Source organism: Amorphoplanes friuliensis DSM 7358 (genome assembly GCF_000494755.1).
GTDB lineage: Bacteria > Actinomycetota > Actinomycetes > Mycobacteriales > Micromonosporaceae > Actinoplanes > Actinoplanes friuliensis.
Window position 1 is genome coordinate 5483331 of sequence record NC_022657.1, and the last position, 25026, is coordinate 5508356.

Genomic DNA, 25026 nt, shown 5'->3' on the forward strand with positions numbered 1-25026 from the left:
GTGACCACGGTGCGACCGGCCCAGAGCCGGCTCCGAGCCGTCCCCCCGGGCCCTGCCGACCGGCAGGGCCCGCACGGGCGACGGCACAGCGAGAACCTGTCCGGGTACGCGTTCCTCTCCCCCTGGCTGCTCGGGCTCTTCGCGATCACCGCAATCCCGATGCTGCTGTCGCTCTACCTGAGCTTCACCGACTACGACGTGCTGACCCCGCTGTCCGAGGCGAGCTGGGTGGGCTGGGCCAACTACGAGCGGATGTTCACCGGCGACCCGTCCTACTGGCACGCGGTCCGCGTCACGCTGACGTTCGCGCTGGTCGCCGTGCCGCTCAAGCTGGCCGCCGCCCTCGGGGTGGCGCTGCTGCTCAACCGGGCGATCCGGGGCATCGGGCTGTTCCGGGGCCTGTTCTACCTGCCGTCGCTGCTCGGCGGCAGCGTGGCCCTGGCCATCGTCTGGGTCAACATGTTCAACCGCGACGGCGCGTTCAACTCGTTCCTGGGCCTCTTCGGCGTCGAGGGGGCGCCCTGGGTCAACGACCCGGACTGGGCCCTGCAGACCCTGATCCTGCTGGCCGTCTGGCAGTTCGGCGCCCCGATGGTGATCTTCCTGGCCGGTCTCAAACAGGTACCCGTGGAGTTGTACGAGGCGGCCTCGGTCGACGGCGCCGGCGCGTGGCGGCAGTTCCGCAACGTCACCCTGCCCATGCTGTCCCCGGTGATCTTCTTCAACCTGGTGCTGGAGACGATCAACGGCTTCCAGGGCTTCACGTCCGCCTTCGTGCTCAGCAACGGCACCGGCGGACCCGTCGACTCGACCCTGATGTACACCCTGGACCTCTACATCAAGGGCTTCGTCGAGCTGGACATGGGTTACGCCTCGGCGATGGCCTGGGTCTTCCTGCTCGCCATCGGCCTGATCACCGTGGTGCTGTTCCGCACCGGCCGGTTCTGGGTCCACTACTCCGACGGCGAGGACCGCTGATGCGTGGCCGGCTGCGCCTGCTCCTGCTGATCGTCATCCTGGCGGTCGTGCTCTACCCGCTGATCTGGATGGTCGGCACGTCGTTCAAGTCGCCGCAGGAGATCGCGAGCAACATCGGGCTGATCCCGGAGAAGTTCACACCGGGCAACTTCACCTCCGGGTGGGAGAAGTTCGACGTCGGCTTCGGCCGCTTCTTCCTGAACAGCGCCATGGTGTCGGCGCTGACCGTCGTCGGCAACACCGTCTCCTGCCTGCTGGCGGCGTACGCGTTCGGGCGCTTGAAGTTCCGGCTCCGCAAGGCGTGGTTCGCTGTCATGATCGCCACGCTGCTGCTGCCCGGGCACGTGCTGATCATCCCGCAGTACATCCTGTTCCGGACGCTCGGCTGGGTCGGCGGCGACTGGCCCTACCTGCCGCTGCTCGTGCCGCAGTTCCTGGCCACCGAGGCATTCTTCGTCTTCCTGATGGTCCAGTTCATGCGGGGCATCCCCAGGGAGCTCGACGAGGCCGCGAAGATCGACGGGGCGTCGCCGTTCTCGGTGTTCCGGCACGTGATCCTGCCGCTGAGCCGGCCGGCGCTGGTCACCACGGCGATCTTCTCGTTCATCTGGACCTGGAACGACTTCTTCCGCCAGCTGGTCTACCTGTCCGAGCTGGAGGACTACACGGCCCCGGTGGCGCTCACGCTCTTCATCGACTCGACCAGCGAGAGCTCGGTCGGCCCGATGTTCGCGATGTCCCTGCTGTCGCTGATCCCGGTCTTCCTGTTCTTCGTGGCCTTCCAGCGCATGCTCGTCGAGGGCATCAACACGAGCGGGCTGAAGGGATGAGGCGGGACTGGCGGGACACCGTCCACGTCGCCACCGACCTGGCCCTGCTCGGCCTGCTCGTGGCGGTGGCGGCGCTCCCGCTGGTCACCGCCGGCGCAGCGCTCGCCACGGCCAGCGCCGCGATCCAGCACCACCTCACCCACGGCAGCTGGCCACCGGCCCACCGGAGCTGGGTGGTCTTCCGCCGGGCACTGCTGCCCGGTCTGCTCGCCGGGCTCGCCACCGCCGCCGTGGTCACCCTGCTGATCGCCGACTTCCTGGCCGTCCGCCACGGCGCGGTCCCCGGCGGTACGCCGCTGCTCGTCCTCACCGCAGTCCTGGTCGCGGTCGTCTGCGGGTACGCGGGGCTGGTGCTCGTGGCGATCGGCACGGACCCGGACCGGCCCTGGCGGACCACCACCCGCGGGGTGCCGTTGACCCGCGCCCTCCCGGCGGCGACCGGGGTGATCGTCCTCGCAGCCGTCCTCGCCACCCTGGTGCATCCTGTGCTGGTGCCCGTCCTCGGCGGCTACACCCTCTTCGCCCTGCACGTGATCGCCCGCCGCCCGGCGCAGAGACGGAAAATTCTCGCCGGGTGAGGCAACCTCCCGCCGTGCCGCACCCGTGCTTACACCGACTGCACGGATAGGGGTGGGGATGAGCGATCGGGACTCGGCGTTCGCCGAGTACTTCGCGGCCAGGTCGGGGGTCATGCGGGGGACGGCGTACCTGCTCTGCGGGGACTGGCACCGGGCCGAGGACCTGGTCCAGGCGGCGTTCACCAAGCTCTACGTGCACTGGAACCGGGTGGCCCGGCACGAGGCCCTGGACCCGTACGTCCGCCGGGTGCTGATCCACACGTTCATCGACGACGGGCGGCGGGGCTGGTGGCGGCGGGAACGCCCGTCCGAGACTCCCGGCGACATGCCCGCCGATCAGCCGCAGACCGACGACCGGCTGATGCTGATGCGGGCGCTCGCGCAGGTGCCACCGCGGCAGCGGGCGGTGCTGGTCCTCCGCTACTGGGAGGACATGCCCGTCGAGGCCGTCGCGGCGGCGCTGAACTGCTCGGCCGGCACGCTCAAGAGCCAGGCCGCCCGCGGCCTGACCACGTTGCGCGGCATCGTCGCCCCACCCGTCAACGCCGAATGAGGAGAGGGACCGTGGACGAGAACGAACTGCGTGAAGCCATGCGCAGCACGATGGTGCTCACCCCCGAGCCGCCACCGATGGAGTCGGCTGCGTCGCTCACCGCGGGCCGGCGGGCCGTCCGGCGGAGGACGACGATCGCCGGCGCCGCGGCGGTGACAGCCCTGGCCACACTCGGTGTCGCGGTGGTGAGCCCGTCGCTGCGGACCGACACCGAGCCGGCGCCGTGGGCGGCAGTGCCGTCCACCATCCCCGACCCCGCCGACTCCAAGCCGACGTGGCCCATCGACGGCAACGGGCTGCCGCAGGAGGACGCCACGGCCCGCTCGGGCGTCCACTACGAGCAGGCCAAGCGGGTGCAGACGACAATCCTCGACGCGGTGCCCGACGGGTTGACCGTCCGCACAGCTCTGGGCTCCCACCAGGCCGCCGTCGAACGTGACGGCACCTGGACCTACCAGGGTGTGGTCGCCGTGACCCACGACAACCGCACGGGCAGGCTGCTGGCCGAGGTCCGCACCGCAGGCAACACGCTGCCGCAGGACCCGTGCGCACTGACCCACACGTTCTGGAACCTGGCCGGGGACTGCTCACTCACGACGGTCGGCATGTCGACGGTCGGCGTGGTGACCACGTCCGGCGACGACCGCATCGATCAGGTGGCGGCCTACCGCCACGCGGACGGAACCGTGGTGTTCATGGCGCAGGCCCGGAAGTCAGGCTCGCTCGAGCCGCTGGCCGACCTGCCCCTGACCGCCGAGCAGCTGGCAGCGGCCGCCGCCGACAGGCGTTTCCTCCTGGAGTGACGATCCGGCCGGGACTCAGCGTTCGCCGGTGATGTACCCGGCCAGCTCGGAGCGTTCCGACTCGAGCTCACCGATCCGCTCCTTGACGACGTCACCGATGCTGACGATGCCGTGCAGCGCCCCGCCGGTGACAACCGGCACGTGCCGGAACCTCCGCTCGGTCATCAGCCGCTCCACGTCCTCGAGCGAAGCGTCCGGTGCAACCGTGTGCACCTGGGTGGTGTGGATGGCCGTGACCGGCTCCGCGAGCACGGCGGCGCCGCGCTCGGCCAGCGCACGCACGATGTCCCGCTCACTGACGATGCCGTCCACCGCCGACCCGTCGGCAGAAACGACAACGGCGCCGATCCGATGCTCGGCGAGCACCGCCAGCAACCCCTCGACGAGCGTCTCCGGAGACACCGTCACAACTTGCCCGCCCTTGACACGAAGAACGTCACTGATCCGCATGTTCCCTCCCCAGGCCTGGTGCCACTCAGCCTAGGGCCCGAAACCGCCGGCTCAGCGCCTCGAAGGACTCTTTTGTCGTCCACTGGTGGTCCTTGGTCACTCGGACGAGACCGTACGAGGCGACGTCGTACTCGTCCGGCAGGTTGTAGCAGGCGAAGGTGCACCAGAAGGCGGTGTCGACACCTTCGGCCTCGAAGACGTCCAGGGAGTCGTGGAGGTAGGTGGCCTGTTCGTGCTCGTCGCGGACGTACGGCGCCTTGAGTCCGAGCGGGGTCGGCCCGTCCCAGTCCACCATGAACATCCCGCGGGCGCCGAGGGCCGCGGCGCCGCGGTGGGTGGTGCAGCCGAACTCGGTGATCGCGACCGGTTTGCCGTGGGACAGCAGGGAGCGGATCCCTTCGGTGTAGACGGCGGCGACCTCGACGGAGTTGTAGGCGTCGGCCGCCACGAAGTCGAACGGCGTCCAGTCGACAACCTCCGTCGGCAGCGACGCGTAGGTGACCTTGCCGGCGAACCGCTCGCGGACCACGGCCACCGCCCGGGCCAGGAAGTCGTTCAAGGGGGCGGGCTTCCGGCCGCTCATGAGCCCGGCGATCCGCTCGCCGATGGTGTCGCCCGGGAGGAAGCCCTTGGCGAAGAGCGTCAGCTCGGCCGCGGTGACCAGGACGACCTCGGCACCCGTACGCCGCAGCCGTTCGGCCCGGTCCGCGCAGTCGGCGAGGAAGTCCAGCAGTTCGTCGGTGGTCAGGTCGCAGATGAAGGGTGAGAACCAGACCTCCAGACCGGCGTCGGCGGCGAGCCGGGCGGCGACCTCCAGCCGGTCGGGGTCGCTGCCGGTCACGCGTACGGCGGTGCAGTGCAGGTCTTCGCGGATCACCCGCAGGTCGCGCCGCACGGCCTCAGGGTCGAACGGCTCGTGCGTGCTCGGGCCTTCGCTGATGAATCCGGTGTCGTAGGTGACGCCTCTACCTCGCATGGGCGTAAGGTACACCCAGTACCTTACGAAGGAGGAACCATGGCCGGCACCCGGCGTCGTGGCACCGAGCTGGAGCAGGCGATCCTGCGTGCCGCGGCCGACGAGCTCGTGGCGTCCGGCTATCGCGGTTTTGCCATGGACGCGGTGGCCCGGCGGGCCGGGACGAACAAGAACACGATCTACCGGCGCTGGCCCAGCCGGGCCGCTCTCGGCGTCGCGGCCTACCGGGAGCTCAGCGAGGCCGCTCTGCAGCCCGCCGACACCGGCGATCTCCGCGCGGACGCCCTCGACCTGCTGCGGCGGGTGAACGGTGACGCCACCTCGCCGCGGGCGGAGATCCTGCGCAGCCTGCTGGCCGGTCTCGCCGACGATCCCGAGTTGCTGACCGAGATGCACGAGCAGATCGCCGACGGCAGCACGGGCAGTTGGCTGATCCTGCTCGAACGGGCCGTCGCCCGGGGTCAGGCGCGTCCCGGCGCGCTGCACCCGCGGGTCGCCACCGTGGCGATCACGCTGCTCCGGAACGAATATCTGACCCGGGGCCTCAGTGCCGTGCCCGACAACACGCTCGTCGAGATCGTCGACGAGGTTTTCCTCCCGCTGGTGCGGCAGCAGGGCTGAGGTGGCGAGGGTCTGCGAGCATCGCGGCGTGCGCATGCCATCCCTGCGGCGGGGCCGCAAACGGGCTCTGGCCGCCGTCCTCGTCGCCGGTCTGCTGGTCCTTCATGCACTGGTGCCGAACACGGTCGGGCACCTGGGCAGCCTCGTCGAGACCTTCCTCCCGTGGCTCGGGCTGGCGATCCCGGCCCTGCTCGCCCTCGCACTCTGGCGGCGGTCAGCGCTGGCCCTGGTCGCCGTGCTCGTGCCTGCGATCGCCTGGCTCGCGCTCTTCGGCGGCCACTTCCTCCCCCGATCGGATTCCCGGTACGACCTCACCGCCGTCCAGCACAACGTCAGCGACGAGAACGCGGACCCGGCTGCGACCGTACGGGATCTGCTGGAGATCGAGCCGGACCTGGTCGCGCTGGAGGAGGTCACGCCGGAGGCCGTGGCCGCGTATGCGGCGGCTTTCCCCGCGGAGTACGCGCACCACACCGTGCAGGGCACCGTCGCCCTGTGGTCGCGGTTTCCGCTGGCCGAGGCCCGCGCGGTCGACATCAGGCCGGCCGCTTTCGGTCCCGACTGGAACCGTGGCCTGCGGGCCACGGCTCGCACGCCGCACGGGGACATCGCGGTCTACGTCGCGCACCTGCCGTCGATGCGTCTCGGGCCGGCCGGGCTCGGCTCCGATCACCGGGACGAGAGCGCGGGCCGGCTGGCCGCCGCGATCAGTGCCGAGCCGCTGGACAGGGTGATCCTGCTGGGCGACCTGAACACCGCCACGGGCGATCGGGCGCTGGCCCGGCTCGGCCTGACCACCGACGACAGCAGTTTTGCGTTCTCCTGGCCCGCCCGGCTGCCGGTCGCCCGGATCGACCAGGTCATGGCCCGTGCGGTGACCGTCACCGAGGTGCGGACCCTCCCCCGCACCGGCAGCGACCACCTGCCGGTCGCCGCCCGTCTCAGGGTCGCCGGCTAAGGGTCCGGCCAGGGTTCGTCCCCGATGCCCCGAGACCCCCTGACCAGCCATTCTTGGAGACATGAACGAACAGAGTGCGATGAACAAGATGTACGGTTCGATGCGCCGCAACGGCCTGGTCCGGCCGCGCAACGGACGGATCCTCGGTGGTGTCGCCGCCGGCCTCGGACAGCGTTTCGGCCTCGAGCCGCTGGCCGCCCGCCTCCTCTTCGTGCTGATCCTGCTGGCGATCCCGGGAAGCCAGCTCCTTGTCTACCCGGTGCTCTGGATCCTGATGCCGTCGGAGCCCGAGGTCCAGCCGATCGTGCCCGTCACGACCGTGCCGGGCATCTAGACCGCAAGGACCTGGCGGAGAGCGGTACGCAGCGCCTCCGCCGGGTCGGCCGCCAGTGCCGGGCTGCGGAAACACACGTAGTTGTCCGGCCGCAGCAGCACGGCTCCGGTGTCACCGACCTCGCGCAGGGCCGCCCAGTCCCCGTAGAGGTCCTCGTAATCGGCGCCGGGGCCGATCGTCGCCGCCGTCAGCTCGATGCCCAGCTCTTCGGCGACATCGGCGGCTGCGGCGGCCCAGGCCTCGCCACCCACACCGGTCAGCAGCGTGAACCGGCCCCGGCCGCCGACGTCCAGGGTCGACACCCGCTCGGTGCCACGGCCCAGCCAGGCGTGCGGGACCTTCGCACCCGGCCAGGTCGTCGCGTGGTGGTACAGCTCGGCGTCGCGGGGATTCCGCGGCGCCGGCGTGCCGTCCGGGACCACCGCGTCCGAGACGTACCGCTGGTCGAGCTCCACGCCGTGGGTGTTGAACTCGTAGTCCTTGAACGCGACCGCTTCCCTCAGCAGCTGCCGCTGCTTCTCCGCGCCCTCGCCGGGGAGTTTGCGGGCGTCGAGGCCGCCCTCCAGCGCCTGGAAGATCCGGCCGGTCTCGCCGATGCTCCGGTTGGCCCGCTCCACGATCTGCCGGCCGACCGGCGCCCGCTCCGCACTGTACGAGTCCAGCAACGCCGGCCCGGCCGCCCCGGACAGCACGAGCTCGAGCTTCCACGCCAGGTTGTACGCGTCCTGGATCGACGTGTTCGACCCCAGCCCGTTCGACGGCGGGTGGCGGTGCACGGCGTCACCCGCGCAGAAGACCCGCCCCTGGTGGTAGCGCTCGGCGTACAGGTGGTTGACGGTCCACGCCGACGACGACTTGATGGTGACGGGCACGGTGTCGTCGCCGATCAGCTGGTGGGCGAGGCGGCGGGCGTACTCCTCGGTGAGGTCCGGCGGTTCGCCCTCGATGTCGTACCCCCAGACGATCAGCCACTCGTGCCAGGGGCGTACGCAGCGGACCAGCCCCATCCCGATCCCCCCGACGTCGGCACCGGTCTGCAGCACCCAGTAGAGCGTGCTCGGCCGGTGGGCGACGTACCGGCTCAGGTCGGCCTCGAAGACGACGTTGATGCTGCCGGCGACACCCATCCGGCCGACCGTGGGCAGCCCGATGTCCTCGGCCACCCGGCTGCGTCCGCCGTCGGCACCGATCAGGTATTTCGCCCGGATCTGGTATTCGTCGCCGCGCAGCCGGTCACGGACCGTGGCGGTGACCCCGTCGTCGTCCTGGGTCAGCGACAGATATTCGGTGTCGTACCGCAGGTGAGTACCGCGGGCCGTCGCCGCCGACGCCAGGACGGGCTCCATCAGGTGCTGCGGCATGTCGCAGATGGCCGTCGGCGAGGCGAGGTCGTGGTCGGCCTGCCGGTTCGGGTGGGTGTACCAGGTGTGCAGCCGGCCGAGCTCCTCGGTCGCGGCGATCGACGAGCAGAACGGCGTCTGCCCCATCAGGTGCTGCGGTGTGGCCTGGGCGACGACCACGTCCTCGAGCCCGGCGTCGCGCAGCACCTCCATCGTGCGCTGGTTGGTGATGTGCGCGCGGGGTGTGTCGGCCAGGCGGCTGTACTTCGTGACCATGATGTTCGGCACGCCGTACGTGCTGAGCAGCATCGCGGCGGCGCTGCCCGCCGGCCCGCTGCCGACGATCAGGACATCGGTTTCCACAACGCTCACTGCTGCTCCCCCGCGATCCGGAACGTGTAAACGACTTTGTTCCATTCGGTCAGTTCCCGGCCGTCGGGCGGCTCGCCGGTGCCCGGCCCGAAGTCCACGATCAGCTCCTCCTTGACACCGAACACCGTGTCCGAGTCCAGGTACGCACCACCGGCGACGAACAGCTGCGTGACCAGCCGCCGGTGACCGGGCGCACTGATCATGAAGTGCAGGTGCGGCGCCCGGTACGGGTGGCGTCCGGCCGCCGCGAGCAGCTGCCCCACCGGCCCGTCGTCGGGGATCGGATATTCCGACGGCAGGATCGACCAGAACCGCACCCGCCCGTCGGCGTCGCTGGTGAACCGCGCCCGCAGCACCGGCCCGGCGAGCTCCGGCAGTTGCACGTCGTAAAATCCGTCCTCGTTGGACTGCCACACGTCGGTCACCGCGCCGGGCACCGGTTTGCCGTCGACATCCTCGATCCGCACGTCCACCCACAGTGGAGTGCCGGGCAGACCACGGGCGATGTCGGCACCCTGCTGCTCGGCCGGCGGCCCCGGCACGTAGAACGGCCCGAGCACGGCCGACGGGGTGGTGTCCGGGGTCCGCGAGTTCGTCAGCAGATCCACCATGCTCGAGACGCCGAGAGTGTCCGAGAGCAGCACGAACTCCTGCCGCGTGTCGTCGCACAGCTGACCCGTACGCGTCAGGAAACCGACGGCGGTCTCCCACTCGCGCTGGGTGAGATCGTGCCGGTTGGTGAACTCGTGCAGCACCCGGACCAGGTCGGTGAGCAGGACCCGGGTCCGGGGATCGGGCGTCGCGGCGAAGCTCGCGACGACCTGCTCGGTCAGCGCGCCGAAGTCCGGCACGGCCGCGGCTCCCGGCGGACGTGTCCCCCGGTAGGCGGCCCGCAGCAGGTCGTCGTCCGCCGCCTCCTCGGCCAGCCCGAGCTCCCTCAGCGAGGTCGGCCCGCCCCAGCCCGCGATCAGATCGTGCAGGCCTGCGGCCGCATCCCGTACGCCCAGAGCGCCCGCGATCCGCCCGAGCACGTCAGGCGTGGCGGCCGGGTTGAAGGCCAGCACCTGTGGCAGCAGGACCGTGTGCGTCGCGGCGTGCGGCATGCCATATTTACCACCCAGGAAGTGGCAGAGCTTGTGGTGCAGGCCCATCCGGACCGTGCCCAGGCAGATGCCCGCGAGCCAGGCCGCGGTCAACGCGTCCGAGCGGGCCTCGACATCCCCGGGGTCGGCGACGATCCGGGGCAGCGCGCGGGACATCAGGGTCAGGGCACGGACAGCCATCGTGTCGGTCGCCGGGTTCGCGTCCGGCGAGTACAGCGCCTCCACCGCGTGGGCCATCGCGTTCACACCGCTCGTGACCGACAGCGCCACCGGGAGGCCGAGGGTCAGCTCGACGTCGTACAGCACCGCCCGGGGCAGGATCTCCGGCGCCGATCTGGTCGTCTTGCCGTTCTGGTCCGTCTCGCCGAGCACGGGCGTGACCTCGGAGCCCGCGTACGTGGTGGGCACCGTGAGCTGCGGCAGGCCGGTCCGGACCGCCAGGGCCTTGCCGAGCCCGGTGGCCGAGCCGCCGCCGACGGAGACCAGGCAGTCCACGTCCAGGGACCGCACCAGCTCGAGCGCGGTGCTCGTGACGCCGACCGGGGTGTGCATCGCCGCGCCGGCGAAGTGACCGCCGAGCAACGGGCCCAGCAGCGCGGCGGCCCGCCCCGCGGCCTCGGCGGTGCCCGACCCCGACAGCACCAGCACGCGGGTGCCGCCGGCCCGCGTGACCTCGTCCGGGAGCCGGTCGAGGATGCCCGGCCCGAAAACCACCCGCGAGGGCCCGCTCGTGAACTCGAAGGGCGTCATCGATCGAGTATCGACGCTGTCACGCGCTCGTTTCCTGCACAAAAACGCTGTCACCCGGCCCGGCGCAGCGCCCCCGGTGTGGTCTGCAGGTAGCGCCGCATGACCCGCGTCAGATGCTCCTGGTGGGAGAAGCCGCAGTGACTGGCGACCGCCGCGATCGGCATGACCCGCGCCCGCAGCAGCCGGCAGGCGGTCTCCAGCCGCAGCCGTACCAGGAACTGATGGGGTGACAGCCCGGTGCCGGCCTTGAACCGCCGCGAGAAGTGACTGACACTCAGCCCCGCCACCGCGGCCATGTCGGCCAGCGGGACCGGCTCGCCGAGCCGCTCCACCAGCAGCTCCCGCACCCGTGCGAGCTGCCGCGCGCTCAATCCCCCGGCCCGCGGCGACCCGGCCGGGCGTCGCACGCTGTGCCGCCGGACCAGATGATCGGCGAGCAGACCGCAGAGCTCGTCGACATACGTCCGTCCCGACGGCTCCCACCCGCGCAGCGCTTGGTCGAGCGCCCGCACCAGCCGCTCCAGCTCGGGGTCCGCCACACCGAGCTCCTCGGCCAGCTCCACCGCCGGACCGTCGCAGGCCGCCTGCAACGCCTCGTCGTCCAGGTAGACGTGCACGGTGGCGAGGTCCCCGCCGAGCTCGACGGTCAGATCCTTCCCCGCCGGATGCACAAAAAATCCACCCGGCCCCACGGTACGCGCGGAGACGAGCCCGGCCTGCCCACGACGCACGGTGACCGGCCCGTCGAGATGCAGGATCACCAGGTGGCTGCGAGCGCCGTCAAAAGCGGCACGGTACGGCTGCTCCTGCTGCGCCGAGACATAGAGGCCGGACCAGCCCAGCCCGGCACTCGTCCGCTCGGGCCTGATCCACGGCTGGCGCAGGATCCCGGTGGTGTCGAGCAGCGACAGCTCGTCCATCGGCGCATGATAGTCCCGCGGAATGTGAGACGGGGGTGTGCTTCTCGCCCGCCGCGGGTACAGCGAGAGGCATGACTGTCAGCCCGGTCGTCGTCAACAGCCGTTACCGGCTGGGCCGCACCCTGGGCGAAGGCGGCATGGGCCGCGTCTGGCTGGCCCGCGACGAGGTCCTCGGCCGCGACGTCGCCGTCAAGGAGATCATCCCGCCGGACGACCTGGTCGAGACCGAACACGCCAAGGTCCAGGAGCGTTCCCTGCGCGAGGCCCGGGCGGCGGCCCGGCTCAGCCACCCCAACGTCGCGCGGGTCTTCGACGTCTTCGAGGCCGACGGCCACACCTGGATCGTGATGGAGTACATCCCGTCCCGGACGCTCGCCGAGGCCATCCGCGACGACGGCCCGCTGCCACCCCGTCGGGTCGCCGAGATCGGCCTCGAGGTCCTCGCCGCCCTGGAAGCCTCCCACCAGGCCGGCGTCCGCCACCGCGACGTCAAACCCGCGAACATCCTCCTCGGCGACGACGGCCGCGTGGTCCTCACCGACTTCGGCATCGCCGCCATCGAGGGCGACGGCATCGTCACCAGCGCCGACATGGTGGTGGGCTCCCCCCAGTTCATGTCCCCCGAACGTCTCCGCGACGGCACCGCCGCCCTCGGCTCCGACCTCTGGTCCCTGGGTGCGTCGCTCTACACGGCGGTCGAGGGCCACTCCCCGTACGAGCGGAAGTCGACGGTCGAGACCCTGACCGCGGTGGCCGTCGACGAACCCGACCCCGCACACCAGCCGGGCCCGCTGGCGCCCGTGCTCGAAGGCCTCCTCCGCAAGGACCCGGCGCAACGCATCGGCCTCCCCGAAACCCGCCGCCTTCTGCGCCGCGCGGCCTCGGTCTCCCCGGTACGCCGCCCCGGCCGCAAGGTCGCCCTGGCCGCGGCGGTGGTGGTCGCTGTCATGCTCGCCGCCGGTACGGCCGTGTGGCTGGGACGGCGCACGGAGACGACCACCGCGTCGCCTCCGCCGGCGGCGGTTGCCACGACTGCTCCGGTCGTACCGTCGCCTTCGGCCCTGTCCCCGTCCCCCACACCACCCAGCCGGACCCCCGAATCGACCGTGACCACCACGGTGGCCGCCGGCAACACCCGCCCACCCCTCCCGAACGGCTGGCGCGACTACCGCGACCCGACCGGCTTCCGCCTCTACGTGCCAAAAGGCTGGACCCGGTCCAAGGAAGGCTCGATCGTCTACTTCCGCGACCCGGACAGCGGCACCACCCTGGGCATCGACCAGACGAACAAACCCCGGCCCAACCCCGTCGCCGACTGGCAGGGCAAAGCCGAATACCGCGTCGGCCGCGGCGAATTCCCCGGCTACCGCGAAATCAAGATCAAAGCAGTGAAGTACTGGCAGAAAGCCGCCGACTGGGAATACACCTTCAACGGCAGCACCCGCCAGCACGTCAACAACCGCGGCGTGATCACCTCGAAGAAGCAGGCCTACGGCATCTACTGGCAGACCAGCGACTCCCGCTGGAAAGCCCAACGCCCCAAACTCGACCTCATCTTCGCCAGCTTCCGCCCCGACACGGACTGAGCAGCGACTGACGGCCGGTGCTCAAGAGGCCGGGTAGTTGTCCGGGCGACCCCACAACTTCGGCAGTGGTTCGCCCAGGCTGCCCAGTTCGTCCCGTGCCAAGTTGAGGAACTGGAGCACCGCCGCTTCGAGCGGCGTCCGGAGGGCCCGCCATTGCTCAGCTGGGAGGCGTCCTGTTCCGGATTGCTGGCTCAAATCCCATAGCGCCTCGTCGATCGACCGCGCCTGATTGGCAATCTCCGATGCTGCAACGACATAGACGACAGCAAGGCTGCGGTTCCAGGCCGGCCAGTCAGGTTGACCACGCTGACCGTCGTCATCGAGTGACGCGATCCGGTGGTACACCTCGGAGTAACTACGAACCAAGTCGGCGTAGGCGGACATACGCTGATCGCGAGTCCACCTCTGACCTTCATGCCGACGAGCGACGAACCCGCCGAGGCTGCCGCCGATCAGCGCCGCGAGAACGCTGCCCGTGAGCGAGGCGACTGCAGGCCATTGGGTAGACATGCCATCAGTATCGGCGATGGCATGTCTCTCGACGGGACGAGCACGTGACTTCACCCCGCCAGGCGTTGCAGTTGGTCTTCGGTCAGTTTGACGTCGAGGGCTTGGAGGGCGGATTCGAGCTGTTCGGGAGTCCTTGGGCCGATCAGTGGGATGACCCGGGGTGTGGAGTGGAGGAGCCAGGCCAGGACCAGCTGGCCCGGTGTCACGCCGAGGTCGGCGGCCATCTCCGTCAGCAGCGCGAGCCGCGCATCGGTGTCCGGGCCGGCATAGGACTCCATAACGCCGTGGGCGGCGCGGCGGGCCGGGTCGTCGTAGATGCCTTTCAGAATCGGTGAGTAGGCGACCAGCGTCAGGTCGTCGTGCGCGGCCAGGTAGTCGAGCTGCTCGTGGCCGGTGATCGAGGCGTTGTCCGTGGCCGGGTTCGGGCGCAGGTAGCTGTGCTGCTGCTGGACCGCGACCGGCGCCGGCCAGCCGTGGCGGTCGCAGAGCTGGCGGATGCGTTCGAGGCGCCACGTGCGGACGTTGGACCAGCCCAGGTAGCGGATCTTGCCGGCGGCGACGAGGCCCGCCAGCGCCTCCAGGGTTTCGGACAGCGGGGTCGTGAGGTCGTCGACGTGGACGTAGTAGAGGTCGATGTGGTCGGTGCCGAGTCGTTGGAGGCTGGCGTCGACGGCGTGGCGGAGGGTGTCGGCGCCGGCGCCTTCGAAGGTGCGGCGGGCCAGGTTCCAGTCCGGGGTGCCGTCTGCGGACCACAGGTTCGGGGAGGGGCGTGGGAGGGCGGAGCCTTTGGTGGCGAGGAAAACCTGGTCGCGGTGGCCGCCGCGGCGCAACCAGCGGCCGAGGAGTTCCTCGCTCTCGCCGCCGCGGCTGCCGGGGCGGGCCCACCATTCTTGACATCCTCTCGGCCCTAAAGGACGGAGATTCCCTCCACGCTGCGTGTGGAATACGCGGCGTCCGGGTGGGTTACCGCTTCGCCGCGCGGTGCCAGCATCGCTGCTGGTCTTACCTGCGCTCCACGGTCGTTGAAGTCCGCCTGCCCGGCGGCCTTGATATTTCTGGCGGCGTTGACGTCCCGGTCGTGGTGACTGCCGCACGGGCAGTCCCACGCTCGCACGTCGAGTGCCATCTTGTCGTTGATCCGGCCGCAATCGGAGCACTTCCGGGTGGACGGGAAGAACCGGTCCACCCGGCCGAAGGTCCGCCCGTACCGCGCCGCCTTGTACTCCAACATGGCGGTGAAGCCGGCCCAGCCGGCGTCGTGCACGGACTTCGCCAGCCTTGTCCGGCCCAGACCGACCACGCACAGATCCTCGACGTACACCGCTTGGTTCTCGCGGATCAACGTCGTGGACAGCTGGTGCTGCCAGTCCCGCCGGGTGTCGGCCACCCGGGCGTGCGCCCTGGCGACCTTCACGACGGCCTTCCTCCGGTTCTGACTCCCGCGCTGCTTGCGCGAGAGCGCCTGCTGCAACCGCTTGAGCTTGCGCGCGGCGCGGCGCAGGAACTTCGGTGCGGCCACCTTCGTGCCGCCCGAGAGCACCGCGAAGTGGGTCAGTCCCAGATCGATACCGACCTCGGATTCGACCGGCGGCAACGCCTCGTCGGTGCTCTTCACGACGAACGAGGCGAAATACCGGCCGGCAGCATCCTTGATCACAGCCACCGACGACGGGTCCGAGGGCAGCGTCCGGGACCAGCGCACCGCGAGGTCGCCGATCTTCGGCAGCCGCAGGCGGCCGTTGTCGAGCACCTTGAACCGGGAGTTCCTGGTGAAGCGGATCGCCTGCCGGTTTTCCTTACGTGACCGGTACCGCGGCGGTGCGACCTTGCGGCCTTTGCGCTTGCCGGTGATCGAGGCGAAGAAGTTGCGGTACGCCACGTTCAGGTCCGCGAGGGCCTGCTGGAGCACGACCGACGACACCTCGCCCAGCCACGCCCGTTCCGGGGTGGCTTTGGCTTCGGTGATCAGCCGCCGCGACAGCTCGCCGTCCGAGACGTACTTCCCGCCGTTCTCCCGCGCCGTCTGCCGCAAACGCAACCCGTCGTTGAACACCACCCGAGCGCACCCGAACGACCGAGCCAGCGCCTTCCGCTGAGCGGTGTCCGGGTAGAGCCGGAAGTTGTAACGGAGCTGCACGAGAAGCACCGTACCGGGTTGGTTCATGACTGAACTTGAAGGCATCCGCACTGGTAGGCGCTGTGTTTTTGCTCTGCACGCTCATCTGGTCTTCGTGACGAAGTTCCGGCACCGGGTGTTCGGCGACCGGCACCTCGCCCGGATAAGGGAAATCATGCGGGCAGTGTGCGCGGACTTCGAGACCGAGCTGGTTGAGTTCAACGGCGAGAACAACCACGTCCACCTGCTGGTCAACTTTCCGCCCAAGGCCGCCCCGGCGAAGCTCGTCAACAACCTCAAGGGCGTTTCGTCGCGCCGCCTGCGGCAGGAGTTCCCGGACTCGTGCGGCACTACTACCGGACCAACAAGCTCTGGTCGGGCTCGTACTTCGCGGGCTCCGCCGGCGGGGCACCGCTAAATGTCGTGCGTCAGTACATCGAGCAGCAGAACCGACCGGTCTAAGGCGCGCTCGGGCCTGGCGGCCCTCCCGCGCAAGGGCACCCAGGGCGAGACGGCTGACCTGCTGTCCGGTGGTGCCGAGTTCGATCGTCTGCATGGTCTCGACGCTAGGACCTGGAGCGCGCACCAGGTCAACAGCGGAGGCGGCCCGCTTTTCCCTTGGCCTCCAGGACGTGCACGGCGGCGTCGGTGACCCGGGCCTCGAACGCCGGGGACTTCTGGGCGGCTTCGATCAGTGCGGACGTCATCGGCGCCGCGTCTTCGGGGCGGATGCTCAGGGTCATGTCGCCGCCGGCGCGGACGAAGCGCACCGCGCGCTCCCCCGCCGGCACCGACTCGGCGGCGTCAGCGGCGCCGAGGTCGTCGGACATGACCAGGCCGCGGTACCCGAGGCGGTCGCGGAGGAGACCCGTGATGATCGGCTCGGAGAACGCCGCGATGTTCTTCGGGTCCAGGCGCGGATAGGACGCCGAGGAGATCATCACTCCGGCCGAGCCGGCCTCGATGCCTGCCTCGAACGGTTTCAGGTACGGGTCGTCGACGGTCGCCGTACGGTCGACGGCCTTGGTCGAGGTGTCGGTGTTGGCGCGGACGCGGCCCAGGCCCGGGAAGTGCTTGAGGATGGTCAGCACACCCTCACCCTGAGAGGCCGGCACCACGGTACGGATGGACGCCGCGACCTTGTCGGGGTCGGAGCCGTACTGCCGGCGGAACGCCCCGATGGGCGGGTTGGCCGTGCCGATGTTCGCGGGGACCGTGTCGGCGACCGGTGCGAGGTTGACCGTGATTCCGATGCCGGAGAGCCGATCGGCGTTGGCGCGGACCGTGTCACGCAGTTTGGCGGGCGACCCCGCGCCGAGCCTCTGCGCCGACGGGATCAGCGGGAAGTCGCGCCCCTTGAGGGTCTGCACGCTGCCGCCCTCCTGATCGAGCGCGACCAGCAGCGGCACCGTGGCGGCACCCTGCAGCGCCGTGATGTCGGCCCGCAGCGACGCGGCGGACCGGGTGCTGCGGCCGGCCAGGAACACGCCGCCCAGGTGGTAGCGCTTCACCTCGCCGCTGAGGTCACGCGGGCTGTCCACGGGCGTACCGATCATGAGCAGTTGACCGGCCCGTTCCTCCAGGGAGAGACCCTCGGCGGTCGCCCGGGCGCAACTCAAAGACGGAGTGGGCGACGGGACCAAAGAGGGAACGGCCGACGAGACAGAGGCCGATGAGGCGGCGCCGAGCGGGACCGCCGCCGGTGGACTGTCGTCCGTGGCCGATCTGATCACCAGCGTCGCCGCCACGACCGCCACCACAGCGCCTGCACTCCACCCCAGCACATTTTTCCTCATCGGCGCCCACGCTAGCGGGTTACGGGCAGAGCGCTGGAAACACCATTGACACATTGATACCCGTCTGTCTTCCTGGACGAGGTACGACAACGTTGTCAGGGAGGCTTTGATGAGGTCAGGAACTTGGCGCACCATGGGCACCGCGATCCTCGGGTTGCTGCTCGTCCTCGGCCTGCCGGCACCGGCGCGGGCGGCCGAGTCGAACGGCGGGGTCCGGATCATGCCGCTGGGCGCGTCCATCACCGACGGTTTCAACGTGCCCGGCGGCTACCGGATCAAGCTGTGGGAGCTGCTGACCGGCGCTGGACACAAGATCGACTTTGTGGGGTCGGCGGCCAACGGGCCGGCGAGCCTCGGTGACCACGACCACGAGGGTCACTCCGGGTGGCGGATCGACCAGATCGACGCCAATGTGGCCGGGTGGCTGCGGGCGTACGCACCCCGCACGATCCTGGTCCACCTGGGCACCAACGACGTCAACCAGAACTACGACCTCCCGAACGCCCCGGCCCGCCTCGGCGCGCTGATCGACAAGATCCGGGCCAACGCGCCGACGGTCGAGCTCTTCATCTCGACGCTCGCACCGGAGACCGACCCGGTGCTGGAGAGCCGCATCCAGGACTTCAACGCCGCGATCCCCGGCATCGTGGCGCAGAAGGGCCCGCTCACCCACCTGGTCGACATTCACGCGGTGCTGACCACGGCCGACATCGCGGACGGCACCCACCCGACCGCAGCCGGTTACGACAAGATGGGCGCCCGCTGGTTCAGCGCCCTGCAGGCGACCCCGTCCGCCCTGAACGCCCAGGTCGTACCGCCGGTCGGCGTCACCGTCGCGGTCGCCAGCCCGCTGTCCGGGCGCTGCCTGGACGTGCCCGGCACCAGCACCACCAACGGCACGCAGCTGCACATCTACGACTGCCTCGGCAGCACGATCCAGCGCTGGACCCGGTCGGCCGCCGGTGAGCTGCGCGTCTACGGCGACCGCTGCCTCGACATCAACGGCAACGGCACCGCGGACGGCACCAAGGCTCAGATCTGGACCTGCAACGGCACGACCGCACAGCGGTTCACGTTCCAGCCGGACGGCACCATCGTCGGCGCCGGCTCCGGTAAGTGCCTGGACGTGACCGCGAGCGGCACCACCGACGGCACGCTCGTGCAGCTCTACACCTGCAACGGGACGGCCGCGCAGCGGTGGTCGGTGCGCTGACGGTCAGCGGCGCGGGGCCTGGTGACCCGGGCCGCCGTTGCGGGCTCCGCGCCACCGGTTGAAGCCGGCCGCGGCTCCGACACCGGCGATCACGATCAGCGCCGCGACGATGATCTGATGGCCGAGGGCCACCCGGTCCTCGGCCTGCGCCGCCGCCGGGCTCAACCACGATTCCTTACCCTGCTCCGGTACGCCCGCAGCAGCCGGACCGGCAACCTCCTGCGGCGACGCGACCACTCCCGGCTCCACGGACCGTGACTCCTTGGGTGTCGCGGCGGGCTTGGCCTGCTTCGTCGCGGCGACGGCCACCGGCTTCGCCTTGATCTGCAGGTCGGAGCACGAGTAGTAGGTGTCCGGCGTGCTGGAGGTCTGCCACACGACGTAGAGCACGTGGCGGCCGCTGCGGTCCTTGGGCAGCTTCGCGCTCATCCTGTACGCCCCGCTCCGCAGCGGCGGGTCCTGAACGGTCGAGATCGGCGACGCACCCAGGTCGTCCCAGCCCAGCGGCTCGGTCGGGTCGTACCCCTGCTTCGTCAGGTAGATGCGGAACGTGCCCTGGTGCGGGATCGTCCCCGCGTACCGGATGGGCAGGTTGGCTCCGGCGTTGACCTTGGTGGTGGGCCAGTCGGTGCGGGGCAGGTCGAGGCCCTGGAACTCCGGGAGGTCGCCGCTGCACAGGTTGCCGTCCGGGATGAACTGCTTGTCCTTGCCGTTCACGTTCGGTACGCGCAGGTTGTCGAAGTTGCCGAACCCCCGCCCGTTGGCCTGCAACGCAGCCTTGCACGCCGCCGACCCCGACTGCTCACCGTTCGTGGCACACGCCGCCGTACGGCTGATGGGTGACGTCGGCGCGCCGTGCGCAAGGGACGGCGCCGCCGGGAGCAAGGTGGCGGCCGCGGCGAACCCACCGGCCATGACCAGCGCGGCGGTACGGCGTACGACGGTCATGTGGCCTCCTCGGGCGGGCACGGCGGCGCGAGGCCGGACCGACCCCACGGCGGACAGTACGGAGATCAGCCCTCAGTCGTTCACTACGCTGGGTGGTGCTGCCCGAAAAGACCAGGCGCTGTGGTTGCATGGCCACGAAGGCACACAACACAGGAGGACACATGGAGAAGCCCGACGTCGGCCCCATCGAAGGTGAGCCGCCGGCCGAGCTGGTCATGGAGGACCTTGTCGTCGGTGACGGCGACGAGGCGAAGCCGGGACACCAGGTCAGCGTCCACTACGTGGGGGTCGCGTTCTCCTCCGGCAAGGAGTTCGACGCGTCCTACAACCGGGGCGACGCGTTCGACTTCGGCCTGGGCGCCGGTCAGGTCATCGGTGGATGGGACCAGGGGGTGGTCGGCATGCGTGTCGGCGGCCGCCGCAAGCTGACCATCCCCCCGCACCTCGGTTACGGCGCCCGTGGCGCCGGTGGCGTCATCAAGCCGAACGAGACGCTCATCTTCGTGGTGGATCTGCTCGGCGTGAAGTAAGCCAGGGCCGGCAGGCCGCGCGGGCCGGGACGGGCGTTGCCTGTCCCGGCCCGCTGCTGTCCGTGCGGGCCGGCTCGGGTCGCGGGCCGGCCGACGGCTCGAACGGCTCACCGATCGGGGTCATCGAACCGCCTTCAGATCGGCGCAGCCCGTCTCCTCCGGAAGCAACGGCCGCAGCCGCACCGAGTAGGTCTTGCCGCCCGAGGTCCACGGTGTGATCGCGGTCGCCTCGGCCGCCGCGTCGAGCACGGCCTTGGCCTCGGCGCCGGTTGCCGCGACACAGTTGATCTTGACGGTCGGGCTGAGCGACTCGCCGGGCAGCGCCGGGCCTGGCCAGGCGATAGCCTTCGGCTTGCCGGGCAGGTCGTCACCGGGATCCACCCACGGGGTGACGATCGCGGCCAGGGTCTCCGCCTTGTACGGCTGGGGTGTGCCGCTCGTCGGCTGCGTCGTCAGCCTGTCCAGCTTGTCGATGAAGCCGAGCAGCTCCTTGCGGGCCTGCTTCTGCGGCGCGGTGAGCATCGGGTCGTCGGCCTGCGCCTCGGCCAGCGCCTCCGCCGCGACGGCCTGCCGGCGGCCGTCGGCCAGCAGCACCGACACCTCGGTGGACGGTGCGTCGGCGACACCGGGCTGCCCGAAGTCGGTCCCCTCCCTGACCCCCGCGGCGACGGCCCCGTCGACCAGCTCTCGGAGTGTGTCCGGCGAGACGGTGATCAGCTGCACGTTGGGCACGGCCGGGCCGGGATAACTCGCGGGAACCGGGCCGTTGAAGATCACCCGGCCGTCGGCGTAGACGCTGGTCTCGGGCATGCGGCCGGCGAGCGCGTCCGGACCCACAAAACCCCCGGTGTACGCCACACGCAGCACCAGGGTGTCGGAGTCGCCGGGGATGGCCGGGGGCACGGGTGAGCCCGAGGCTTCGGCCGCGGCACCGGCGCCGGTCGTCTGGGCACAGGCGCCGAGCAGGAACAGGGTCACGACGGCAGCGGCCGGGAAAGAGCCGCGAAGTCTGGTCATAGGCGCTCTGACGTACCCAGGGCCGGGCCGGTTCCTACCTCTTTCGGGGAAAAAGAGGCGGTGACCGGCCCCGAGGGTGGGGCCGGTCACCTCTATCGGGCGGAGTGGATGCGGAATCAGGCGCGGCTACTTGACCGAGCCGAGCGACAGGCCCTGGACCAGCTTGTCCTGGGCCGCAAAACCGGCCACGAGCACCGGCAGCGAGACCACGAACGCGGCCGCGCACAACTGGGCCAGGAACAGCCCCTGACTGGTGACGAAGCTGGTCAGGAAGACCGGGGCCGTCTCCGCCACGGTGGCGGTCAGGACCCGGGCGAAGAGCAGCTCGTTCCAGCTGAAGATGAAGCAGATCAGCGCGGTCGCGGCGATGCCCGGCATGACCACCGGGGCGATCACCGAACGCAGCGTCTTGGACAGGCTCGCGCCGTCCATGGACGCGGCCTCGAGCATCTCGACCGGTACCTCGGACAGGAACGAGCGCATCATCCAGACCGCGATCGGCAGGTTCATCGAGGTGTAGAAGACGATCAGCAGCCAGATGTTGTCGAGCAGGCCCGTGTTCTGCGCGAACAGGTACAGCGGCAGCAGACCGGCGACGACCGGCAGCATCTTGGTGGACAGGAAGAAGAACAGGACGTCGGTCCACTTCTTCACCGGCTTGATCGACAACGCGTACGCGGCCGGGAAGGACAGCAGCAGGACCAGGGCGGTCGAGACGAGGCTGGCGGTCAGCGAGTTGAGCAGCGGCGGCCACGGGGTGGCGCCCCCGGAGAAGAACTCGCGGTACCCCTCGAGGGTCAGCGGCGCGAAGACGGCCGGTGGGTTGGTGGCGGCGTCGGCCTCGGTGTGGAACGAGGTCAGCACCATCCAGACCACGGGCAGCACGAAGAGGATGCCGACGACCCAGGCCAGCAGCGACAGCCAGGGGCCACCGCGGTCCTTCTTCTTGGGTACGGCGTCGGGCGGTGCGGCGCGGTGCAAGGCGGTGGTCATCGGCCCGGGTCCTCCTTGAACAGCGACGAGACGGTCCGCAGTGCGAACGTCGCGATGATGATCGTGCCGATGACGACAATCACGGCAGCCGCGGAGGCCCGGCCGTAATCGTGGGCCTGGTAGAAGATCTGGTAGATCGTGTACGGGAGGTTCGCCGTACCGAGACCGCCGGAGGTGATCGTGAAAACGGCGTCGAAGTTCTGCACGATGTAGATCGAGCCGAGCAGCGCGCCGAGCTCGAGGTACTGGCGCAGGTGCGGCAGCGTCATGCTGCGGAAGATCTGCCAGCTGCTGGCGCCGTCGATGCGCGCCGCCTCCACGACGTCGAGCGGACGGCCCTGGAGCCCGGCCAGCAGGATGAGCATCATGAACGGCGTCCACTGCCAGACCAGGGCGAAGATGACCGACCAGAGCGGCGCGTTGCTGATCCAGTCCGGTTGCGGGGCGTCGGCCCCGAAGAGCCCCCAGAGCCAGGTCAGAGCGCCGTTGAAGAGGCCGTACTCGGGGTTGTAGAGAGCGTGCTTCCAGAGCAGGGCCGCGGCGACCGGCACGACCAGGAACGGCGCGATCATCATCGTGCGGACCGCGCCCCGGCCGCGGAACTTGCGGTCCAGCAGCAGCGCGATGCCCAGGCCGAGGATCAGGCTGATCAGGACCACACCGACGGTGAGCAGGATCGTCGTCCAGACGGCGTCCCGCATGTTGACGTCGGTGAAGACGCGCTTGAAGTTGTCGATCCCGGCGAACCCGCGCTCGTCCGGGTAGTACGCGTTCCAGTCCATGAACGAGATGACCAGGGTCGCCACGAACGGCAGCTGGGTCACGATGATCATGAAGATGAGCGCCGGCAGCAATGGTGCCCGGCGTGCCCAGCCCGCGGCCCGGCGAGCGGCGCCGGGCGGGCTCGGAGGAGTGGTGCCGACCCGGCCCTCACCGGTCTTCTCGGCTACGGAAGTCATGACACGAACCCCTCTCAGCCGTTCTCGCGGGATCGGTACCGTTCGGCGACGTCGTCGGCCAGACGTTGACCACGTTTCAGGGCCTCGTCGACGGACATCTGCCCGGCGATGGCCGAGCTGACGTACTGCGAGACCTGCGTACCGAGGTCGGTGAACTCCGGGATGTCGACGAACTGGATGCCGATCGCCGGGCGCGGCTGGACGCCGGGGTTGCGGGGGTCGGCACTGGAGATGGCCTGCTCGGTGGGCTCGGCGAAGGCCGACGCCTCCTTGAGATAGTCCTGGTTCTCGTACGTCGAGGCGCGTTTGCCGGCCGGCACCTTGGACCAGCCGAGCTGACTGCCGACCAGCTCCTCGTACTCCTTGCTCGACGCCCAGGAGATGAACTTCCAGGCGTTGTCCTTCTTCTTGCTGGCCTGCTGGATGCTCCACGACCAGGCGTAGAGCCAGCCGGAACTCTGCGTCTTGACCACCGGCGCGGCGACGTAGCCCATCTTGCCCTTGACCGGGGAGTCGGCGGCCTCGAGCGAGCCGGCGGCGCTGGTCGCGTCGTACCACATGGCGACGTTGCCCTGGATCAGGTTGTTGAGGCACTCGGTGAAGCCGGCCTGCGGTGCGCCGACCTCGCCGTGCGCCCGGACCAGGTCGACGTAGAACTGCGTGGCCTGCTTGAACTCCGGCGCGTCGACCCGGGCGTTCCAGTCCGCGTCGAACCACGTACCCCCGAAGGTGTTCACCACCGTCGTGAGCGGGGCGAAGATCTGGCCCCAGCCGGGCTGGCCGCGCAGGCAGATGCCGGCCATCCCGGGCTGTTTGCCGTCGACCTGGGCCGCGATGTCGGCGACCTGCTGCCAGGTCGGCTTCGCGGGCATCTGGATGCCCTGCGCGTCGAGGACGTCCTTGCGGTACATCAGGAAGGAGGACTCGCCGTAGAACGGTTCGCCGTACAGCTTGTTGTCGTCGGCGGTCAGCGACTTCGTCATCGGCGGCAGGATGTCCGCCTGGTTGAAGGCCGTGTCGGCCGCGACGTAGGTGTCCAGCGGCGCGATCCACTTGCTCTTCGCGTAGATCGGGATCTCGAAGTTGCTCAGCGAGGCGATGTCGTACTGACCGGCCTGACTGGAGAACTCCTGGCTGATCTTGTCGCGGACGTCGTTCTCCGGCAGGACCGTGAAGTTGACGTTGATGCCGGTCTGCTTGGTGAAGTTGTCCGCGGTCAGGTTCTGCAGGTCGATCATCTGCGGGTTGTTGACCATCAGGACGTCGATGCTGTTCGCGTCGCTGGAGCCCCCGCCGCCCCCGCCCCAGCCGGCACATCCGGCGAGTGCCACCGCCAGCAGCGCTGCCGCCGCTCCCGACATAACCGCGCGAATGCGAGCACGAGACATGGGGCCTCCCCGGCGAGGCGGAACGAACGCCGGCATCTGTGACGCCGGTAACACACCGGACTCAGTAGATGCCTGTGATCGACAGCATGTCAACCGTTCGTCACTCAGTGCTGCATATATGGGTATCTAATTGCCCGAAGGTCCTCAGGCGACCCGTGCGGACTGCCCGCGGACCGTGACGACATCGCCGGGATGCAACTGCCGGCCGCGCCGGGTGTCGACCTCACCGTTGACCGAGACATCGCCGACAGAGATCAGCACCTTGGCCTCCCCACCGGTGTCGATGAGGTCGGCCAGCTTGAGGAACTGTCCGAGTCTGATCATGTCGCTGTCGATCGCCACGTCACGCATGCCGACCATCATGCCGAACCCGCCGAAAGAAAGTTCGCAGCGGTTGAACCATT

26 protein-coding genes and 1 pseudogene are annotated in these 25026 nt (G+C 69.8%); 12 read left to right on the forward strand and 15 right to left on the reverse strand.

Annotated features, from left to right (window positions below):
* Genes AFR_RS25435 through AFR_RS25455 form a run of 5 tightly spaced genes read left to right on the forward strand, consistent with a single transcriptional unit; the run spans position 1 to position 3742 of the window.
* Positions 1-978 carry a carbohydrate ABC transporter permease gene (locus AFR_RS25435; protein ID WP_023363914.1) on the forward strand — a complete coding sequence of 326 codons (978 nt, stop codon included), beginning with the start codon at positions 1-3 and terminating at the stop codon, positions 976-978.
* A complete protein-coding gene (locus tag AFR_RS25440) occupies positions 978-1808 on the forward strand; it encodes a carbohydrate ABC transporter permease (RefSeq protein WP_023363916.1) in 831 nt (276 codons plus the stop codon). The genes AFR_RS25435 and AFR_RS25440 overlap by 1 nt, the downstream gene beginning before the upstream one ends.
* On the forward strand, positions 1805-2386 hold the full coding sequence (locus tag AFR_RS25445; RefSeq protein WP_023363918.1) for a hypothetical protein: 582 nt from the start codon (positions 1805-1807) through the stop codon (positions 2384-2386). Before AFR_RS25440 ends, AFR_RS25445 begins: the two co-directional genes overlap by 4 nt.
* A 58-nt stretch (positions 2387-2444) precedes the next feature.
* On the forward strand, positions 2445-2939 hold the full coding sequence (locus tag AFR_RS25450) for a SigE family RNA polymerase sigma factor (protein ID WP_023363920.1): 495 nt from the start codon (positions 2445-2447) through the stop codon (positions 2937-2939).
* An 11-nt stretch (positions 2940-2950) separates the two neighbouring features.
* On the forward strand, positions 2951-3742 hold the full coding sequence (locus AFR_RS25455) for a hypothetical protein (RefSeq protein WP_023363922.1): 792 nt from the start codon (positions 2951-2953) through the stop codon (positions 3740-3742).
* 15 nt (positions 3743-3757) lie between these two features.
* Here AFR_RS25455 and AFR_RS25460 read toward each other — a convergent pair whose 3' ends face one another.
* On the reverse strand, positions 3758-4192 hold the full coding sequence (locus tag AFR_RS25460) for a CBS domain-containing protein (RefSeq protein WP_023363924.1): 435 nt from the start codon (positions 4190-4192) through the stop codon (positions 3758-3760).
* Positions 4193-4217: 25 nt separating this feature from the next.
* Positions 4218-5168: a glycoside hydrolase family 113 protein gene (locus AFR_RS25465; RefSeq protein ID WP_023363926.1), complete on the reverse strand. Its 951-nt coding sequence runs from the start codon at positions 5166-5168 to the stop codon at positions 4218-4220.
* Positions 5169-5207: 39 nt separating this feature from the next.
* Here AFR_RS25465 and AFR_RS25470 point away from each other — a divergent pair, with 39 nt between their 5' ends.
* From AFR_RS25470 to AFR_RS25480, 3 genes are all read left to right on the forward strand, one after another.
* Positions 5208-5789 (forward strand): TetR/AcrR family transcriptional regulator, encoded by a 582-nt coding sequence (locus AFR_RS25470; protein WP_023363928.1) that lies wholly within the window; start codon positions 5208-5210, stop codon positions 5787-5789.
* A gap of 34 nt (positions 5790-5823) precedes the next feature.
* Positions 5824-6747, forward strand: coding sequence for an endonuclease/exonuclease/phosphatase family protein (locus AFR_RS25475; protein WP_041841122.1), 924 nt, complete (start codon positions 5824-5826; stop codon positions 6745-6747).
* A gap of 61 nt (positions 6748-6808) precedes the next feature.
* Complete coding sequence (locus AFR_RS25480) at positions 6809-7081, forward strand: PspC domain-containing protein (RefSeq protein ID WP_238547134.1); 273 nt, start codon at positions 6809-6811, stop codon at positions 7079-7081.
* On the opposite strand, the gene AFR_RS25485 is transcribed toward AFR_RS25480, so the two are convergent.
* The 3 genes from AFR_RS25485 to AFR_RS25495 are packed head-to-tail and all read right to left on the reverse strand — an operon-like array spanning position 7078 to position 11566.
* Complete coding sequence (locus tag AFR_RS25485) at positions 7078-8793, reverse strand: FAD-dependent oxidoreductase (protein ID WP_041841123.1); 1716 nt, start codon at positions 8791-8793, stop codon at positions 7078-7080. The two genes, AFR_RS25480 and AFR_RS25485, sit on opposite strands and share 4 nt — an antisense overlap.
* Positions 8790-10646: a maleylacetate reductase and hydroxyquinol 1,2-dioxygenase domain-containing protein gene (locus tag AFR_RS25490; RefSeq protein ID WP_023363935.1), complete on the reverse strand. Its 1857-nt coding sequence runs from the start codon at positions 10644-10646 to the stop codon at positions 8790-8792. Before AFR_RS25490 ends, AFR_RS25485 begins: the two co-directional genes overlap by 4 nt.
* Before the next feature lie 50 nt (positions 10647-10696).
* The gene (locus tag AFR_RS25495; protein WP_023363937.1) at positions 10697-11566 is read right to left on the reverse strand and encodes an AraC family transcriptional regulator; all 870 of its coding nucleotides are present in this window, start codon (positions 11564-11566) and stop codon (positions 10697-10699) included.
* Between the two features lie 71 nt (positions 11567-11637).
* On the opposite strand from AFR_RS25495, the gene AFR_RS25500 reads away from it, so the two are divergent.
* Positions 11638-13152 (forward strand): serine/threonine-protein kinase, encoded by a 1515-nt coding sequence (locus AFR_RS25500; RefSeq protein WP_023363939.1) that lies wholly within the window; start codon positions 11638-11640, stop codon positions 13150-13152.
* Between the two features lie 21 nt (positions 13153-13173).
* Here AFR_RS25500 and AFR_RS46225 read toward each other — a convergent pair whose 3' ends face one another.
* The 3 genes from AFR_RS46225 to AFR_RS48000 form a co-directional block, all read right to left on the reverse strand.
* On the reverse strand, positions 13174-13662 hold the full coding sequence (locus AFR_RS46225; protein WP_148308057.1) for a hypothetical protein: 489 nt from the start codon (positions 13660-13662) through the stop codon (positions 13174-13176).
* Positions 13663-13712: 50 nt separating this feature from the next.
* Positions 13713-14492 (reverse strand): aldo/keto reductase, encoded by a 780-nt coding sequence (locus tag AFR_RS25505; RefSeq protein ID WP_023363941.1) that lies wholly within the window; start codon positions 14490-14492, stop codon positions 13713-13715.
* A 77-nt stretch (positions 14493-14569) separates the two neighbouring features.
* Complete coding sequence (locus tag AFR_RS48000) at positions 14570-15799, reverse strand: RNA-guided endonuclease InsQ/TnpB family protein (protein WP_148308058.1); 1230 nt, start codon at positions 15797-15799, stop codon at positions 14570-14572.
* A 25-nt stretch (positions 15800-15824) separates the two neighbouring features.
* On the opposite strand from AFR_RS48000, the pseudogene tnpA reads away from it, so the two are divergent.
* Positions 15825-16240, forward strand: a pseudogene (tnpA, locus tag AFR_RS25515) (IS200/IS605 family transposase).
* A 128-nt stretch (positions 16241-16368) separates the two neighbouring features.
* On the opposite strand, the gene AFR_RS25520 reads toward tnpA, so the two are convergent.
* A complete protein-coding gene (locus AFR_RS25520; protein ID WP_041841124.1) occupies positions 16369-17574 on the reverse strand; it encodes a glycoside hydrolase family 3 N-terminal domain-containing protein in 1206 nt (401 codons plus the stop codon).
* 109 nt (positions 17575-17683) lie between these two features.
* On the opposite strand from AFR_RS25520, the gene AFR_RS25525 reads away from it, so the two are divergent.
* Positions 17684-18787: a ricin-type beta-trefoil lectin domain protein gene (locus AFR_RS25525; protein ID WP_041841125.1), complete on the forward strand. Its 1104-nt coding sequence runs from the start codon at positions 17684-17686 to the stop codon at positions 18785-18787.
* Positions 18788-18790: 3 nt separating this feature from the next.
* Here the strand turns inward: AFR_RS25525 and AFR_RS25530 are convergent, their stop codons facing one another.
* Positions 18791-19735 carry a lytic polysaccharide monooxygenase auxiliary activity family 9 protein gene (locus AFR_RS25530; protein WP_023363949.1) on the reverse strand — a complete coding sequence of 315 codons (945 nt, stop codon included), beginning with the start codon at positions 19733-19735 and terminating at the stop codon, positions 18791-18793.
* 161 nt (positions 19736-19896) lie between these two features.
* On the opposite strand from AFR_RS25530, the gene AFR_RS25535 reads away from it, so the two are divergent.
* Positions 19897-20265 carry an FKBP-type peptidyl-prolyl cis-trans isomerase gene (locus tag AFR_RS25535; protein ID WP_023363951.1) on the forward strand — a complete coding sequence of 123 codons (369 nt, stop codon included), beginning with the start codon at positions 19897-19899 and terminating at the stop codon, positions 20263-20265.
* A 120-nt stretch (positions 20266-20385) separates the two neighbouring features.
* Here the strand turns inward: AFR_RS25535 and AFR_RS25540 are convergent, their stop codons facing one another.
* The 5 genes from AFR_RS25540 to AFR_RS25560 form a co-directional block, all read right to left on the reverse strand.
* Positions 20386-21282: a hypothetical protein gene (locus AFR_RS25540; RefSeq protein WP_041841126.1), complete on the reverse strand. Its 897-nt coding sequence runs from the start codon at positions 21280-21282 to the stop codon at positions 20386-20388.
* Positions 21283-21408: 126 nt separating this feature from the next.
* A complete protein-coding gene (locus AFR_RS25545) occupies positions 21409-22275 on the reverse strand; it encodes a carbohydrate ABC transporter permease (RefSeq protein WP_023363955.1) in 867 nt (288 codons plus the stop codon).
* On the reverse strand, positions 22272-23234 hold the full coding sequence (locus tag AFR_RS25550; RefSeq protein WP_041841127.1) for a carbohydrate ABC transporter permease: 963 nt from the start codon (positions 23232-23234) through the stop codon (positions 22272-22274). Before AFR_RS25550 ends, AFR_RS25545 begins: the two co-directional genes overlap by 4 nt.
* A gap of 14 nt (positions 23235-23248) precedes the next feature.
* On the reverse strand, positions 23249-24622 hold the full coding sequence (locus AFR_RS25555) for an ABC transporter substrate-binding protein (RefSeq protein ID WP_041841128.1): 1374 nt from the start codon (positions 24620-24622) through the stop codon (positions 23249-23251).
* Positions 24623-24766: 144 nt separating this feature from the next.
* Positions 24767-24973: an RNA-binding S4 domain-containing protein gene (locus tag AFR_RS25560; protein WP_041842701.1), complete on the reverse strand. Its 207-nt coding sequence runs from the start codon at positions 24971-24973 to the stop codon at positions 24767-24769.
* Between the last annotated feature and the right edge of the window lie 53 nt (positions 24974-25026).

What these genes read in the sequence shown, in the direction of transcription:
- AFR_RS25440 (WP_023363916.1), top strand. Translation starts at nt 978, where the DNA reads ATGCGTGGCCGGCTGCGCCTGCTCCTGCTGATCGTCATCCTGGCGGTC.
- AFR_RS25445 (WP_023363918.1), top strand. Translation starts at nt 1,805, where the DNA reads ATGAGGCGGGACTGGCGGGACACCGTCCACGTCGCCACCGACCTGGCC.
- AFR_RS25450 (WP_023363920.1), top strand. Translation starts at nt 2,445, where the DNA reads ATGAGCGATCGGGACTCGGCGTTCGCCGAGTACTTCGCGGCCAGGTCG.
- AFR_RS25460 (WP_023363924.1), bottom strand. Translation starts at nt 4,192, where the DNA reads ATGCGGATCAGTGACGTTCTTCGTGTCAAGGGCGGGCAAGTTGTGACG.
- AFR_RS25465 (WP_023363926.1), bottom strand. Translation starts at nt 5,168, where the DNA reads ATGCGAGGTAGAGGCGTCACCTACGACACCGGATTCATCAGCGAAGGC.
- AFR_RS25470 (WP_023363928.1), top strand. Translation starts at nt 5,208, where the DNA reads ATGGCCGGCACCCGGCGTCGTGGCACCGAGCTGGAGCAGGCGATCCTG.
- AFR_RS25475 (WP_041841122.1), top strand. Translation starts at nt 5,824, where the DNA reads ATGCCATCCCTGCGGCGGGGCCGCAAACGGGCTCTGGCCGCCGTCCTC.
- AFR_RS25480 (WP_238547134.1), top strand. Translation starts at nt 6,809, where the DNA reads ATGAACGAACAGAGTGCGATGAACAAGATGTACGGTTCGATGCGCCGC.
- AFR_RS25490 (WP_023363935.1), bottom strand. Translation starts at nt 10,646, where the DNA reads ATGACGCCCTTCGAGTTCACGAGCGGGCCCTCGCGGGTGGTTTTCGGG.
- AFR_RS25495 (WP_023363937.1), bottom strand. Translation starts at nt 11,566, where the DNA reads ATGGACGAGCTGTCGCTGCTCGACACCACCGGGATCCTGCGCCAGCCG.
- AFR_RS25500 (WP_023363939.1), top strand. Translation starts at nt 11,638, where the DNA reads ATGACTGTCAGCCCGGTCGTCGTCAACAGCCGTTACCGGCTGGGCCGC.
- AFR_RS46225 (WP_148308057.1), bottom strand. Translation starts at nt 13,662, where the DNA reads ATGTCTACCCAATGGCCTGCAGTCGCCTCGCTCACGGGCAGCGTTCTC.
- AFR_RS25520 (WP_041841124.1), bottom strand. Translation starts at nt 17,574, where the DNA reads ATGAGGAAAAATGTGCTGGGGTGGAGTGCAGGCGCTGTGGTGGCGGTC.
- AFR_RS25525 (WP_041841125.1), top strand. Translation starts at nt 17,684, where the DNA reads ATGAGGTCAGGAACTTGGCGCACCATGGGCACCGCGATCCTCGGGTTG.
- AFR_RS25530 (WP_023363949.1), bottom strand. Translation starts at nt 19,735, where the DNA reads ATGACCGTCGTACGCCGTACCGCCGCGCTGGTCATGGCCGGTGGGTTC.
- AFR_RS25535 (WP_023363951.1), top strand. Translation starts at nt 19,897, where the DNA reads ATGGAGAAGCCCGACGTCGGCCCCATCGAAGGTGAGCCGCCGGCCGAG.
- AFR_RS25540 (WP_041841126.1), bottom strand. Translation starts at nt 21,282, where the DNA reads ATGACCAGACTTCGCGGCTCTTTCCCGGCCGCTGCCGTCGTGACCCTG.
- AFR_RS25545 (WP_023363955.1), bottom strand. Translation starts at nt 22,275, where the DNA reads ATGACCACCGCCTTGCACCGCGCCGCACCGCCCGACGCCGTACCCAAG.
- AFR_RS25550 (WP_041841127.1), bottom strand. Translation starts at nt 23,234, where the DNA reads ATGACTTCCGTAGCCGAGAAGACCGGTGAGGGCCGGGTCGGCACCACT.
- AFR_RS25555 (WP_041841128.1), bottom strand. Translation starts at nt 24,622, where the DNA reads ATGTCTCGTGCTCGCATTCGCGCGGTTATGTCGGGAGCGGCGGCAGCG.
- AFR_RS25560 (WP_041842701.1), bottom strand. Translation starts at nt 24,973, where the DNA reads ATGCGTGACGTGGCGATCGACAGCGACATGATCAGACTCGGACAGTTC.